The following is a 14,872-nucleotide window of genomic DNA, read 5'->3' on the forward strand; positions in this document are numbered from 1 at the left end:
TTTAGATATTAATAATATTCTCAAAAATTTCTAATTTATCGAGCAGAGATATAGCAGATTCATAACTTTCAGCAATTAATCCATTTTCTTCTTCTGTGGTGTATATAAAACTATCAGTTAGAGAGCGGAGAGAACTAAGGATGAGATTGAGAGAAGTCCGAAAGTCACTGGAGAGATGATTAAAGGTCTGATAATAGGTGTTTATAATATCTTGCTTTTCTTCAGAAATTGAGATAATTTCTCCCTTTATTTGCAAGTTCATAACATCCTCAAAAACATCTATGGTGTTGAGAATTCTCCAAGCTGATTTGTAAGAGTCTTCAATTAATTTCTGCTGTTCTTCGGAATCGTCTACCAGATCATCAAGTAATAAGCGCAGGAACCCAATCATTGAGTTTAACTGTGTCCGAATTTCGTGAGAGATGCGGAGCAAGCTTTGCTTGTGTTTAATAGCGGCTTCAGGATGTTCAACAAATTTCTTTGAGTTTAGGCGCATTGCCTTAAAAATTTTTGTCTGAATTAAGTTTTTGTCAGGGTGATCGCTAAATTGCATTGAGTACAAACGTGAGTAGTAACCACCTTTTTCTAAAAGTTTTTCATGGGTTCCCATTTCTACCACCTGTCCTTGATCTAATACGGCAATTTGATCAGCTTTTTGAACTGTGGAAAGGCGGTGAGCAATTACAAGGGTTGTGCGATCGCGGCTCAAGTCATCAAGTGCAGATTGTACTAAGCGTTCGGAAACGGTATCTAAAGCGCTGGTGGCTTCATCTAAAATCAGAATATCTGGATTTTGGAGTAAGGCGCGGGCGATCGCTAATCTTTGCCTTTGTCCACCAGATAACATTACGCCGCGATCGCCAATTAAGGTGTCAAATCCTTGAGGCAATTTGTTAATAAATTCATAAGCATTTGCCCGCTTGGCTGCTATCAGAATTTCATCCTCAGTAGCCTCTTCTCGCCCATAAGCGATATTATTTCGCACCGAGTCATTAAAAAGAAAGGTATCTTGACTGACAATGCCCATTCGCCTTCGCAGGGATACAATATCGAACTCCCGCAAATCAGTACCGTCAATGGTAATACTGCCAGCTATTGGGTCATAGAATCTGGGCAAAAGGTCTGCTAAAGTGGATTTACCAGCACCAGAACTACCTACTAATGCTAAGGTGGTGCCACGAGGTAAAAATAAATTTACATCTTTGAGTACCAACTTTTCATGATTAGGGTAAGCAAAGCAAAGAGAATTAAAAGACACGCCCTCAAGTAATTTTGTATAGGGAAGCTTACCCTTATCCATGAACGGCTTATCATGGAGGCTTAAAAACTCATTTGCCATATCTACACTGGCGGCGGTACTGGCAAAGTTGCTGCGAATAGTATTTAACTGAGAAATTAATGGTAGCACTCGCAGCAGTACTAATAAATATGTCAAAAGTACGGTGGAAACAGAAGAAACCTGGCCAGCAAAGAAGGTTTTGCTCAAAAGTACAATCAGCAGTAAAGCTGTAATACCCATCACCTCACTCAAAGGTGTAATCGCTTCTGAATTAACCTGAGATTGGAAATCTGCTAACTCGCGATCGCGAATTAATTTTTTAATCCGTTGATATTCTTTTTCTTCATTTCCCGTCGCCTTTACCAGTCGGATTCCGTTCAAAGTCTCCAGCACAGAGATTGAATATGCTCTAGACATTTCACTAAGCTGCTTACCAAAATTTCTCGACTGGGAAATGGCATACTGATTTACTAACGTCACCAACGACAGCAAAAGCGTAGAAGCAATTGTCAACTGCCAAGAAATTGACAGTAATAAAGCGACAAAAACTAAAATTGTGATTCCCAAGATAACTATCTTGACTGTGCTACCTATAGCACTTGCAGCCCGCCCAATTTCTCCACCAAGACGGTTGATTAAATCACCAACTTTTGCTTTGGCATAATAATCTATATCAACTTCTAGTAATAGCTTTAACCCGGTTTCGCGCATATCCGATGTCAGCTTGCGGCTTAAAGAACTCGATGCTAAGGCGCTGGCATAAGTAGCTAAGTTTTTTAAAAAAATTGTGAATAGAATCGTCCCAGCCATTACTACTATCCGGTAAGATTCGGGAGTATTATCAAAGGGAGATATCAACCTTTTTAGGATGGGAGGGGCCGAACTTAAATCTACTTGTTGCCCGACAATTTTTAAAATCACTGGCACAATTAAAGCTGTGCTAATTCCATTAAATAAGGCTCCAGAAAATCCTAACAATATTGTTAGCAGAATCAAACCTGGATAGGGTTTAGCGAATCTTAGTAGTAGTTTTCTGGTAGACATTGGGGATTTTTATGCAACTTTCATTATTAATATTATTCACAATTTACTTGTCAAATTTGCTAATCATCAAATAAATCAAACGCCAATCAAGATTTACAACCGAGCAATTACCGACTTGAGTACAGAAGCCATAGTCTCTATGCTATAGAGTTCCACACATCTTTCTCTTGCCTTGATACCTTGCTGCTGTGCTGAGTCTAAATCCTGAAAAATCAATTGAATTTGTTCAGCAAGCTGTTCGGGACAATCAGGCTCGACTAAATAACCAGTATTACCTAAAATTTTGGGAATATCTCCAACGCGCGTCGATAATACAGGTTTAGCCATTGCCATTCCATCTGTCAACTTCAGGGGAAACTGAGCGCGAGCAGTCAAAGTATCTCGTTGGGGAACAACTACAATGTGAGCAGATGCTACAATTTTAGGCATTAATTCTACAGGACACCTTGGTAATTTAATAATCCAACGCCCCCACTTTTGAATCAATTTATCGTCATAATCATCGTAAGGACTACCACCCACAATCACTAATCTTAAATCTGGCTCATCCAACAAATCGAGCGCCATTAGAATGTCTTCAACCCCTTTGTGAGGTCGTGGTGCGCCAGGAAACATGAGAATTCGATACTCAGAAAGACCGTAATCCGTTCTGCTAGTCTCAGAATCATACTTCTGGGGGTCAAACATTGCAGTATCTTTACCATTCGGTACGTAAGTACCACCGAAGCGTTTTTGGAGAAAGTCAGTATCTATCGTTACTGCATCTGCCTTTGCCACTAAGTTTTCCATCCACTTGAGATACAGTGGATGATCTGGAAATTTTAATGCGCCATTTTTCTTGAAAATGTCACGATAAAATTGCTTAAGACTAGGACGATATTTCCACTCATCACCTCCGTGCCAACTGAGTTCCCAGTCATCCATATCTAAAATTAAAGGACGACGACCACTAAATTTTTTCAGTAGCGATAGGCCAAAACTTGTAAACTTTGGTTTTACTGCATAAATAATATCTCCATCTATTTTTTGTAAGAGTTGAGGAGCAGATATCAGAAATTCTGGATAATTTGTACCTGGAAGAGAAACAATTGAAATGCCAGAGGGAGGAATAGCATACAGTTCTTTACCATAAATAAAACCAACAATTTCCACTTGATAATTGAGGCTTTGCAGTACTTGAGCTAGTAAAAATGCTCGAATACTACCCCCTCCAGATAGATCGCCAACAACTAATGAAACTTTCAATTTTGCTATTTACTCCTGCAAGTTCGCAATTTCAATATTAATAAATATTTAAATTTTTTCAGCATGTTATCCACAAAAAAGACTCGTGGATATATTCATTATGAATATGTCATTTCTTGCGCCAGGGATTTGTAACTTGATTTGGTAAAAATACTTTAGCAAATCTGTCAAATACCCTTGTGTAGAAAGAACGGGTAACATTTTTAGCATATTGAGGTCGATAAGGATAGGTACAGTGAAGAACTTTAATTTTATCTTGAATATCATAATCTTCTTCCCATTTACTGAGATAATTATAGGTTGGAGGTAGTATTTTCATTTTAGGGCGTACAGATGCGATCGCAGAAGCAAAAGCACCTTGATCTTTTAGGAGTAATTTATCTTGGTTATTTTTGATAATCTCAAAATAACGTTTAAATTCTTCAAAAAATACCTTGGTTACTTCTGTTTTCCGAAAAGCCATAAAACCGCCATTATACTGCACACTATCTGCTTGTAATGGTAAACCTATTGATTGCAGAATTGGCAAAACATTTGGCAAAAGTTCTTCTTGATTACCACGTAATAAATTCGTAGCTTTAAGAATAGAAGGTTGCACATCTTCAGTTAACAAAAAGTCATACTCATCTAAAGACTCAAATACATCGTTGATATCAGAAAGTAAGCAAATATCTGAATCTAGGTAAATTGTTTTATCAAACTCAGAGGCTGCATATAGAGCTAGTTTTGCTTGCCTTGATGCTAAAACAGTATTTTCATTTGCCGGCGCTGGCTTTAGAATTACATTTTTGAAAACCTTTAATAAGGGATAGAGAAATAACGGAACTTGGTCAATTAAAATAATTATCGGCTCTTGATGAAACTTCCTAATTGCCGCTAAAAAATGAATACAATCTTGAAAAGAGTAAAGTCCAGTTAAAATTGTAATAAATCCTCTGCTTTCTGTTTTCATAAATAAGTTAAATAATTTGTAATTTTAGTCTGTCAAGTCAATGTAATTTGTCCATTCTCAAAAAGTTTTAAGTAGGTAGGCATAATTAAACATAAGATAAAATCTCACCCTCAATCCCTCTATGAGGCTTTGGAGAGGGAAGCCGGAGGCAGGGTGAGGTTATACTAAAAAACTTTTTGCCCTTGATAAAAATGAACAAAATCTTCGCTTCAAGTACTGGGTCTAAAAGTGTGAAATTATTTTCAATGACAAATACCATAAACTTAACAGATAAGAAGGAACTATTGCCTAGTTGTCCAGATGTCGAAGAGATTAATAACATGTATAAAACCTCTAAAAATAAATATTAATAATATTTGCTAAGGTTTTAATATAGATAAAATTTAAATTATATTAAATTTAGCAAGTTACAAGAAATATCCCCTATGATTGAGTTGATTTTCTGGTATCCTTAGAATAGGAAATAATCCAATAAATTTAACTTTGTATTTGCGGTTATTTCCAGAGAAAATTCACTGATAAATCCAGATAAATTTTGCTTTGTTCTGGTATGTTTCCCGTATAACTACGGTTGTATACTATCATAACTGTTAATTAGGCATTAAAATGGGAGTAATTTGCGTATAAATGCTTAATATATTTTATACAATTAATTTATTGAATTGGTGAGGCTTAGGATTGCTACTCGATACCAAACATCTATGTTGCAAGGGAGGCAGAGGTAATGCAGGTAATCCGTCTGGAAGCACTTTTAGACAACTACATATTCTTGCTACACGACCATAAACAAAATATTGCGGCCGTCGTCGATCCTGCGGAGTCTCTACCAGTATTAGAGAAACTGGCAGAATTAAAAGCTGAGTTAGTAGCAATTTTCAACACGCACCACCATAACGATCATGTGGGTGGTAACAAGCAACTAATAGAACAATTCCCTCAACTGAGAGTTTATGGAGGAGCGGAGGATCGTGGTAGAATTCCCGGACAGCAGGTGTTTTTGCAACAAGGCGATCGCGTCGAGTTTGCAGACCGCATAGCTGAAGTTATCTTCGTTCCCGGACATACCCGCGCTCACATCGTTTACTACTTTCCCCCAGAAAAAACTGGTGAGACAGGCGACTTATTTTGCGGCGATACCTTATTTTCTGGCGGTTGCGGTCGCTTGTTTGAAGGAACACCGAGCCAAATGGTAGACTCTTTAAGCAAATTGCGCTGTCTACCCGATGATACACGCATCTGGTGTGCTCACGAATACACCTTGAAAAATCTGCAATTTGCCCTAACTGTAGATGGCGACAACGCCGACTTACAAAGACGCTTCAATGAAGTAAAAGCTTACCGTAATCGAGGTGAAGCCACCATCCCCTCGCTCCTGGGAGTGGAGAAGCGAACCAATCCCTTTTTACGTTGGGATCAGCAATCATTACAATTAACTCTTAAGAGTACCGATGCAGTCCAAACCTTTGCGCGGATACGAGAAATGAGAAATAACTTTTAGTGATTAGTCATTAGTCATTAGTCATTAATTATTCTTCCTCTGCCTCCCCTGCTCCCTCATCCCCCACTCCCCACTCCCCACTCCCCACTCCCCACTCCCTCATTCATTCAATTTTCTCTAATAGTTGCGATCGCACCCTTCCTTTCGCTACGATCTGTAAGCTTTAGGGTATAGGCAAAGAAGCTTGGAATACAGCAGTGACATTGTGAGCTATCTTACCCAAACCCAAATTAATCAGATTTTACAGGAAAAACGATGGCGAAACGCGTACAGTTAGTTTTAAATCAGGATATCAGTAAGCTGGGAAAATCTGGCGACTTAGTGGAAGTAGCTCCTGGCTACGCTCGTAATTATCTGATTCCCCAAAAATTGGCAACTAATGCCACTCCTGGTATTCTCAAGCAAGTAGAACGCCGTCGTGAGCAAGAGCGTCAACGGCAATTAGAACTCAGACAACAAGCTCTTGAGCAAAAAGAATCTTTAGAAAAAGTTGGCAGCTTAACAATTGCCAAGCCAGTTGGTGAAAACGAAGCAATTTTCGGTACTATCACCACTCAAGATGTTGTAGATGCAATTAAGGCAGCCACCGGTCAAGAAATCGATCGGCGTGGAATTACCATCCCCGATATTAACCACCTTGGTACTTATCAAGCCGAAATCAAGCTGCATTCGGAAGTAGCGGCACAAGTCGATATTCAAGTCGTCGCTAGCTAAGGGACAGCAGGGGGGGATGAGGGGGATGAGGGAGCAGGGGTGATAAATAACTCCTAACTCCCTAACTCCCGACTAGCTTTCATTTCAAAACTAAAATCGTTTATGGCTGAAGCACTTAGTTTTCAAGGCGATGGTAGCGATCGCCTCCCACCACAAAATATTGAGGCGGAAGAAGCGATTTTGGGGGGTATTTTACTAGATCCAGAAGCGATTAGTCGAGTTAGCGATCGCCTCCTTCCAGAAGCTTTTTACATTAGCGCTCACAAAGAGATTTATCAAGCAGCTGTGAGGCTCCACGCCCAAGGGAAACCCACAGATTTGCTCTCAGTCACAAGTTGGCTGACTGACCATGAAATGCTAGCCCGGATTGGTGGTAGAAATAAATTAGCAACCCTGGTAGACCGCACAGTGTCAGCCGTCAACATCGACGCCTTAGCCTCTTTGGTGACGGACAAATACCTGCGGCGGCAGTTAATTAAAGCTGGCAATGAAATTGTACATCTTGGTTACGAAACAGAAACAGAATTACCAACTGTTTTGGATCAGGCAGAACAGAAAGTTTTTAGTGTTACTCAAGAACGTCCCCAATCGGGTTTAGTTCACATTTCTGATACTCTAATTAATAATTTTCAGGATATTGAGGAGCGAAATCAAGGCATTTCCTTACCTGGGATTCCCTCCGGATTTTACGATTTAGATGCCATGACCAGCGGCTTTCAACGTTCTGATTTGATTATTGTCGCAGGCCGCCCATCAATGGGAAAAACAGCATTTTGCTTAAACCTTGCTCATAACATTGCTGCTTCTTATAAATTACCAGTTGCTCTCTTCAGCTTGGAAATGTCAAAAGAGCAATTGACGCAACGGTTATTAGCACAAGAGGCGCAAATTGAAAGTAGTTATCTGCGAACTGGCCGCCTCAGCCAAACACAGTGGGAACCTTTAAGCCGTGCTATTGGTATCCTATCGGAGATGCCAATTTATATTGACGACACGCCGAATATTACAGTTACACAAATGCGTAGTCAGGCAAGAAGACTGCAAGCAGAAGTTGGAACTGAATTAGGATTAATTGTAATAGATTACTTGCAATTGATGGAAGGAGCAGGTGATAATCGCGTACAAGAGTTGTCAAAAATTACGCGTCAACTCAAAGGTTTAGCGCGGGAATTGTCTGTACCAGTTATTGCTCTATCTCAGTTGAGTCGAGGGGTGGAAGCACGTACTAACAAGCGTCCGATGTTATCTGATTTGAGAGAATCGGGTTGTTTAGCAGGCGAGAGCCTGGTGACTTTGGCGGATAGTGGCTTGCAAGTACCAATTAGGGAATTAGCAGGTAAATCTGGTTTTGCAGTTTGGGCGTTGAACGAAGTTACAATGCAGCTAGAAAAGGCAATTGTTAGCAATGCTTTTTCCACAGGTATAAAGCCTCTGTTTACTTTAACAACTCGATTGGGCCGAAAAATCCGTACCACAGGTAATCACAAGTTTTTAACAATTAATGGCTGGAAAAGACTTGATGAATTAACTCCTAAACAACATCTATGTTTACCAAGACATCTCCCCAGTCTTGGTAAGCAAACCATGACTTATGCCGAAGTAGCATTTGGAGTTTCGTATTGTGGCTCTACTCTTTACAAAGTAAATTTAAGTCGAGAAAGAGCTTTAAAAGTCGGCAACGTTGTTCAATCATCTAAACTGGTTACTCTTGCCAAAAGTGATGTTTATTGGGACGAGATACTAACAATAGAATATAGCGGCGAGGAAGAAGTCTTTGATCTTACAGTTCCTGGTTTGCATAATTTTGTTGCGAATAATATTATTGTTCACAACTCAATAGAACAAGACGCGGATTTAGTAATAATGTTATATCGGGATGAATATTATTCTCCAGATACTCCCGATCGCGGCATTGCAGAAGTGATTATAGCTAAACATCGCAACGGGCCTACTGGTACTGCGAAACTTTTATTTAATCCTCAGTTTACAAAGTTTCAAAATTTAAAAATTTAGCTATTGAATTGGGAAGTGGGACTGGGAGAAACCAATTCCCAATTCCCTAGTTTCTACTTAACTCCGAGCAATTCCACATCAAATAGCAGAGTGGCGTTAGCCGGAATGACATTACCAGCACCACGAGAGCCATAACCTAACTCTGGGGGGATGATTAACTGACGACGACCGCCTACTTTCATGGTGCTAAGTCCTTCGTCCCAACCTTTGATTACCTGTCCAACGCCAATTTTAAAGCTGAAGGGTTGGCCGCGATCGCGTGAACTATCAAACTTAGTACCATCTTCTAAAGTACCGACATAGTGAACTTCAACCGTTTGTCCAGGTTGAGGAGTCGCCCCAGTCCCCTCTTTTAACTCGACATACTTTAATCCAGAGGGGGTAGTTACGGCATTAGCATCAGGCATAGGATTGCTCGCAATTAGAGTATTATTTTCAGTTACAGTTGTAGATCCTGGCGGCATTTGAGTTAACTCGGCAGCAATGGCAGTATTCTGTTTACTGCCTACTTGCCCTACAGCCAAAAGCACAACACACACCAGCATGAACGCCACGCTGAGGAAAATTGGTTTCAAAATCAGTTCTCCTTACTTAGGTATCCTGGCAAAAACATTACCAACAGGACATAATTAGTTTAAATCAGAAAGGACATCTTAACGCCAAAGCTTATTTTCTAAATCCCGCAATTGACGCTCTAAACGGTCAATTCTACCGCGCAGTTCGTCCACTTCCGACTGGCGAGCTACCCCCAAATCTTGCATCATATTTCGCATTTGCCGTTGCATTTGGACATCGAGGTTTCCCTGCTCTGACTTTAGCTGCTGGGCAATATCATCTATAACTGCCTTGGCTTGCTCAGGATTGAGCTTACCGTCTTTAACTAAATCATCGCTGACTTGGCGCAGTTTTTCTGCTACTAAAGACGTTGTGCCAAGACCCACCATCATAAGCTGTTGCAACCAGTTGTTGCTGTCCATACTCCCTTCCTCTTAACTTATTTCAAACCAGCCGATCCTTGCTCCTGAGTATAAGCAATCAAGCTATGCTAAAAGCGTGGTTATTCTAGCCTACATCTCTATTTTGGCAAATTAGCAAACACAGAGATCGCAGGGTTTGCTTATAGAACAACTCAAGTTTAAGGTTGCTCTGCATTTAAGGGAAAATTTTATCCAGAAGGACGCACAAATTTGGATAATAGCCCTGGCTGAATATCCTAGATTTCTTGCTAAAGAGGTTTAAATCAGCCTCAATGACCACACAGAAGTTATCCTCATCATTTGTTGAGCAACACTGGAGCAGTGGAAAGCCTTACCCCAAGGAGATTTGCCCAATAGTGAAGATAAATTCATCCAAGCACTGAGAGAATTTTATCCAATAGTGGAGTTAGCAAAGTATCAAGTACGGAAATTTCCCCATTTATAGGTGAAAAATTACTTTCAACTCGTAAAGAAGGGGCTTAACAATAGGCAAACTTTTGCCACCATGATTAGTAAAGCGATCGCCCCAAAAAATTATAGGAATCTTAGGACTTACGCAAAAAGGCAGTGAAAGCCTTAATTTTCCGTAGGGGCAATTCATGAATTGCCCTACATTTGCTTTTAAAACTTAAAGCATCTTCTTGGCATCTCCATTCTTCAAAGTAGGGAAGAGTTAAATTTTTGCACGCCAATTCTGAAAGGCTATCTCGTAATCCTCTGATTTACTCTGATAAACACTCCACCAATGAAAAAATAGTCCTAACCCCCATCCTAATAGGGGAAAGATAGCCCAAAAATAACTAGGACTAGTTATTAAATTCAAAATAATCAGGAATAAATTCACTGCTATGAAGCTAACCAAGTGTGCTCTAAAGCTTCTGCGTCGGAAAGTATTAAATGTGCGTCGCAAACGTTCCTCTTCTTCTTGAGCTAACCACTTTTTTTCAGTTTTTTCCAAAATATCAGAAGAGATCCCTAACTCAGATGCCATTTCTATAAGCTGTTCTCGTGAAAATCCACCTTCCTGTTTACGAGCAAGTGCTATTTGAAGGATTTTTTGTACATCTTCTGAATCGTAAGTCATTTTAATTACCTTATAAGTTTGTGTGTAAATGCGCCTTTGATTTCACAAGGTTTTCGATAGGTTTCGTTCAATTCAGTTAGCGAAAACCTCTACATTTTGCACCCATACTTAGTTAAATTTACACCCTTGTTATTTTCTCACAATCAATTTATAGCTACTGTATTTGTCAATACCTCTATATCGCTTTTATGAAGATACCGTAACAGCGATCGCTATTACGGTATTAAGCCAAACATTATGTAAAAGTTGAATCCTAGTCCATCTCTTTCTAGCTAATTGCCTTCTTTTTCTTCAGCCAAATTCCTATGGATACAGCAACTGCTATTCCTCCAATATTCGATGGCTCAGGCACAGGTTTTACACTCACATTATCCAAGTATAAAAAACCATAGCTAGCTCTACCACCCAACTTTAACTCTGTAGATGATTGTGTCGCCAAAAAATTCAAGTCATATTGTGTAAAGGGAACTCCAGCAATATTTATAGTATTTATTTTATCAAAAACTTTATTTCCATCGACAAATGCCTGAAATATGTTATCAACTTGACTGCTATCTTCATCTGTTCCTAAAAAGAAACTGAGATTATAGTTACTACCGATAGTTGTAGCCAAATTCTGGGATATGTAAGCAGGATTTAAAAATGAACCAATCGATAAACCTTGATTACCATTATCATGCTGAGGAAAATTGTTAATTCTAATCCCTGATGCATCCATCGAATCGCCAGATTTAATCCAGTCTGTAACATTAGGATTTGTCAGGTTGGGATTGTTAGAATCTACGAGGGGATCGAGTTCAAAACTTCCGTTTTGAACAAGTTCTGCCGCTTGTGCTGCTGTATTATAAGTATTGGTAATCACAGCAGTGCTAATTAAGGTAGTGGTAACACTAAAAACAATAATTGAGAGTTTTTTAGTTAACTTCATGAAACTTGACTCCAAATAATTCTAAATTCTGACAATTAAAACAAGTTGATAGTTACATTCATGCTGGCTCTAAGTACTTGTCAATAAAACTTATTGAGACAGACATTGTTTGGTTTTTTACTACTTTGTTAAGCTACTTTTAAAACTTTGTAGTAAGCACTTTAGTGCTTATCAAACAAGGGTTTTAGTCTTTACCCAACGGGTTCGTTAGTCGCTCATGGGGGAAACCCCCAAGACTGCGCTAACTCACTACGAAATTGCTTAACTATCAATTTAAACTTGAGAGGCTTCTACCGATGGTTTATTCATCACCGTCATCTAGGGACTTCGGAATAAAAAAACATCCCAAATTTTCTTGTGGGATGAGTATCTCCACCTGTTCCAGATTTAGGGCGGACAAGATGCCCATTCCACAAGATGGATAATTTACTTCTTGGAAATCTCCTACCCCTGAATCTCCATAATTTTTTCCTTGATGTTCAGGTGTCGCTTTCACACTCACATCATCCAAATATAAAAACGCATACTTGGCTTTGGAACCAAATTTTATCTCTGTGGATCTTCCTTTTGCTTTAAAATCTAACGTGGATTTTGTATAAGCTTGAAAAGGAGTATTGTTTTTAACATCAACCTTCTTTCCACCTATAAAAACCTTAAATTTATTCTTCAGGTCAGGTGCTTCCTCTGTCGATGCTAAATAGTAAGTAAGTTGGTAGTGTTTACCAGGAACTGTACGGATAGTCTGTGATATGTAGCTAATCCCTGAAAATGCACCAAGTGATAAACCTTGATTACCAGTATTAGGAAAGTTACTAATTCTAATACCTGATGTATCTATCGGATCGCCAGATTTAGTCCATCCGATAATATTAGGATTTGGAGTCTTGGGATTATTAGGATCTACAAGAGAATCGTTTTCAAATCCCCCGTTGATAATTAGCTCTTGTCCTTGCGCTTGTGCTACCGATTTATAAGTATTGGTAATCACAGCAGTATGAAGAAAGGCGGTGGTCAAACTACAAACAATAATTGAGAGTTTTTTAGTGAACTTCACGAAACATTACTCCAAATAGTTCAAAATTCACGACAACGAGTACTTAATTGATTTACTTTGTGGTAATTAAGGCAGGGCAAAGCCATAATTATTTTTGAAGATAGCCTGAGCTGTAGTACCACTTAAGTAGCTAGAAAAACTCTGTGCCGCCGAGAGAACTGTAGTTCTGGTGAGGATACTTAGCGGGTAGACAATCGGATTGCTCTCTGATGGTAAGGCGGTTTCTACGACTTTTACCTTGTTAGAAATGAGAGCATCAGTTTTATAAACAAAACCTGCATCAATAGTTTTATTTACACCGTTAACTTGAAGAGTTTTATTCTCAACAGCAGTTAAGACAGTACGTACATTGCTGCCAAGGTATAATTTAGAAGTTATGTTATTGAAAATACCTCGGCTAGTGAGAACTTGTTTGGCATAATTTCCTGCTGGCACAACTGGAGGAGTACCTGTGTAGTCACCTATAGCAATGCCAGTAATGTTGGCGTTGGTCAAACCATTGATGCTAGGGAGACCAGCACTACCAGCACTAACAGGAGGTGTCGTAGGTTTAATCAAAACTAGACTGTTTTTAACAATGTTCTTACGGCTACCTGCTACCAATTTACTTGGGCTTGAATTCTGCAAGACATTTATTTGGTCCGTGGCAGCAGAAATGAAAATATCTGCTGGTGCTCCTGCTTGTATTTGGCTTAACAAGGTACCAGAAGCACCAAATGTATAAATCACATTGACGCTTGGGTTAGCATTTTGGTACTGAGTCTTGATGGCATTCAGCGCGTTTGTTAAGCTGACAGCCGCATATACGTTAAGTGTGGTTACAGATTGGGCTGGTGATAAATTGACAAACTGCCAACCTATTACTAGCATCATGCTGGTAACTGCCGTAGCAATCCAACCAATCAGTCTTCTTCTGTTCATAAAAGTCATAGTTTGGGGAAATTATTACCTAAAAGTCTCATTGTTGACATACCTGACTTATGCACAGGCAACCGAAAAAGCAACTACACAGATGGCAGAGGCAGAGGATATAAAGAAATGGGAGTTAGAGAGGGTTTATACGTAAGTCCTACGCATAATAAATTCTGTAAATAAACAGCCAATCACAATTACTGCAAGCATTGGTGTGATAGACCGTTTATTATTTCCAACTAGAATTACATAAACAGCAAGTGAAATGTATTTAGTGATGAAATAATATCAGTTAAATCTGCACAATACCAACATTTTTGGTTAACAAATCCTGACAATGAGCTATACCAAGCGCATCTAAATTTTTAAAAAGCTCTAAAATCCTTATATAGCAAAGGTTTTACTATAAAATTACCATATAGTTCCTAGAATAGCTAAAACCCTATTTATACCAACTAAATACTTTTAACTATCGATTTAACTAACTTTTTTGGTAAAGTGAGTGCAATGTTGATACTAGTGAAGAGCGATCGCTCCTACAGTTGTATAGAAAAAGAGGCGATGCATCCAAGAGCGCCCATAACTAATCCGCCCAGACAATGTATATATGATTCTCTACTTATATAAAAATATAGATAATTTTTTATGGTATCAATAAATAATTTTATTTTACATACGTCTAACGATAGATAGATTTTATGAAATAAATAGTTTAGATTTGTAACAAGTTACACAGAACTAGGTAAAGCACATGGCCAATATAGTTGACACCGCCGCTAATAATGGCTCTTTCACAACATTAGTTGCAGCAATCCAAGCAGCTGGTCTAGTAGATACACTGAAAGGCCCTGGACCATTTACCGTCTTCGCACCTACTGATGAAGCATTTAATAAGCTTCCAGCAGGTACAGTAGACGCATTACTCAAAGATATTCCCAAGCTGAAGAAAATCTTGACCTATCATGTTGTATCAGGCAAGGTACTAGCTGCTGATGTAGTTAAGCTGAAGACAGCTAAAACAGTTGAAGGTTCAGATGTAAAAATTGACGCTTCTAATGGCGTTAAAATCAATGATGCAACAGTTGCAACACCAGATGTTGCTGCTGATAACGGTGTCATCCACGTAATTGACACCGTTTTGATTCCTGCATAAGGAAACGTCAGAATAGCTA

The 14,872-nt window shown here is 39.0% G+C and carries 13 protein-coding genes; 4 read left to right on the forward strand and 9 right to left on the reverse strand.

The features are described 5' to 3' along the window. Position 1 precedes the first annotated feature (1 nt). The 3 genes from V7K32_RS20765 to V7K32_RS20775 form a co-directional block, all read right to left on the reverse strand. Positions 2–2,323 carry an ATP-binding cassette domain-containing protein gene (locus tag V7K32_RS20765; protein ID WP_334995683.1) on the reverse strand — a complete coding sequence of 774 codons (2,322 nt, stop codon included), beginning with the start codon at positions 2,321–2,323 and terminating at the stop codon, positions 2–4. Between the two features lie 93 nt (positions 2,324–2,416). Then, positions 2,417–3,568, reverse strand: a complete 1,152-nt coding sequence (locus tag V7K32_RS20770) for a glycosyltransferase family 4 protein (RefSeq protein WP_334995684.1) — start codon at positions 3,566–3,568, stop codon at positions 2,417–2,419. 109 nt (positions 3,569–3,677) lie between these two features. Beyond that, positions 3,678–4,520 carry a putative nucleotide-diphospho-sugar transferase gene (locus V7K32_RS20775; protein ID WP_334995685.1) on the reverse strand — a complete coding sequence of 281 codons (843 nt, stop codon included), beginning with the start codon at positions 4,518–4,520 and terminating at the stop codon, positions 3,678–3,680. A gap of 724 nt (positions 4,521–5,244) precedes the next feature. On the opposite strand from V7K32_RS20775, the gene gloB reads away from it, so the two are divergent. The 3 genes from gloB to V7K32_RS20790 all read left to right on the forward strand — a co-directional run bounded on the left by gloB (position 5,245) and on the right by V7K32_RS20790 (position 8,745). Further along, positions 5,245–6,018, forward strand: a complete 774-nt coding sequence (gene gloB, locus V7K32_RS20780) for a hydroxyacylglutathione hydrolase (RefSeq protein WP_334995686.1) — start codon at positions 5,245–5,247, stop codon at positions 6,016–6,018. 255 nt (positions 6,019–6,273) lie between these two features. After that, the gene (gene rplI, locus V7K32_RS20785) at positions 6,274–6,732 is read left to right on the forward strand and encodes a 50S ribosomal protein L9 (protein WP_094352304.1); all 459 of its coding nucleotides are present in this window, start codon (positions 6,274–6,276) and stop codon (positions 6,730–6,732) included. A 102-nt stretch (positions 6,733–6,834) separates the two neighbouring features. Further along, positions 6,835–8,745 (forward strand): replicative DNA helicase, encoded by a 1,911-nt coding sequence (locus tag V7K32_RS20790; protein ID WP_334995687.1) that lies wholly within the window; start codon positions 6,835–6,837, stop codon positions 8,743–8,745. A gap of 53 nt (positions 8,746–8,798) precedes the next feature. Here V7K32_RS20790 and V7K32_RS20795 read toward each other — a convergent pair whose 3' ends face one another. The 6 genes from V7K32_RS20795 to modA all read right to left on the reverse strand — a co-directional run bounded on the left by V7K32_RS20795 (position 8,799) and on the right by modA (position 13,709). Further along, a complete protein-coding gene (locus tag V7K32_RS20795; RefSeq protein ID WP_334995688.1) occupies positions 8,799–9,320 on the reverse strand; it encodes an FKBP-type peptidyl-prolyl cis-trans isomerase in 522 nt (173 codons plus the stop codon). Between the two features lie 78 nt (positions 9,321–9,398). Beyond that, on the reverse strand, positions 9,399–9,722 hold the full coding sequence (locus V7K32_RS20800; RefSeq protein WP_322649270.1) for a phasin family protein: 324 nt from the start codon (positions 9,720–9,722) through the stop codon (positions 9,399–9,401). 673 nt (positions 9,723–10,395) lie between these two features. Beyond that, entirely contained in the window at positions 10,396–10,806 is a 411-nt protein-coding gene (locus tag V7K32_RS20805; protein WP_334883076.1) for a 2TM domain-containing protein, read from the reverse strand. 268 nt (positions 10,807–11,074) lie between these two features. After that, positions 11,075–11,734, reverse strand: a complete 660-nt coding sequence (locus tag V7K32_RS20810) for a PEP-CTERM sorting domain-containing protein (RefSeq protein ID WP_334995689.1) — start codon at positions 11,732–11,734, stop codon at positions 11,075–11,077. Positions 11,735–12,035: 301 nt separating this feature from the next. Further along, positions 12,036–12,788, reverse strand: coding sequence for a DUF642 domain-containing protein (locus V7K32_RS20815; protein WP_334995690.1), 753 nt, complete (start codon positions 12,786–12,788; stop codon positions 12,036–12,038). A 66-nt stretch (positions 12,789–12,854) separates the two neighbouring features. Beyond that, entirely contained in the window at positions 12,855–13,709 is an 855-nt protein-coding gene (modA, locus tag V7K32_RS20820; RefSeq protein WP_334995691.1) for a molybdate ABC transporter substrate-binding protein, read from the reverse strand. Between the two features lie 742 nt (positions 13,710–14,451). Between modA and V7K32_RS20825 the strand changes: the two genes are divergently transcribed. Next, positions 14,452–14,853 carry a fasciclin domain-containing protein gene (locus V7K32_RS20825; RefSeq protein WP_334995692.1) on the forward strand — a complete coding sequence of 134 codons (402 nt, stop codon included), beginning with the start codon at positions 14,452–14,454 and terminating at the stop codon, positions 14,851–14,853. The last annotated feature ends 19 nt before the right edge of the window (positions 14,854–14,872 follow it).

The organism is Nostoc sp. (assembly GCF_036917635.1).
GTDB lineage: Bacteria > Cyanobacteriota > Cyanobacteriia > Cyanobacteriales > Nostocaceae > Nostoc.

Coding starts and splice junctions, on each gene's coding strand:
- V7K32_RS20765 (WP_334995683.1), bottom strand. CDS start 2,323: ATGTCTACCAGAAAACTACTACTAAGATTCGCTAAACCCTATCCAGGT.
- V7K32_RS20810 (WP_334995689.1), bottom strand. CDS start 11,734: ATGAAGTTAACTAAAAAACTCTCAATTATTGTTTTTAGTGTTACCACT.
- rplI (WP_094352304.1), top strand. CDS start 6,274: ATGGCGAAACGCGTACAGTTAGTTTTAAATCAGGATATCAGTAAGCTG.
- V7K32_RS20775 (WP_334995685.1), bottom strand. CDS start 4,520: ATGAAAACAGAAAGCAGAGGATTTATTACAATTTTAACTGGACTTTAC.
- modA (WP_334995691.1), bottom strand. CDS start 13,709: ATGAACAGAAGAAGACTGATTGGTTGGATTGCTACGGCAGTTACCAGC.
- V7K32_RS20800 (WP_322649270.1), bottom strand. CDS start 9,722: ATGGACAGCAACAACTGGTTGCAACAGCTTATGATGGTGGGTCTTGGC.
- V7K32_RS20790 (WP_334995687.1), top strand. CDS start 6,835: ATGGCTGAAGCACTTAGTTTTCAAGGCGATGGTAGCGATCGCCTCCCA.
- gloB (WP_334995686.1), top strand. CDS start 5,245: ATGCAGGTAATCCGTCTGGAAGCACTTTTAGACAACTACATATTCTTG.
- V7K32_RS20825 (WP_334995692.1), top strand. CDS start 14,452: ATGGCCAATATAGTTGACACCGCCGCTAATAATGGCTCTTTCACAACA.
- V7K32_RS20805 (WP_334883076.1), bottom strand. CDS start 10,806: ATGACTTACGATTCAGAAGATGTACAAAAAATCCTTCAAATAGCACTT.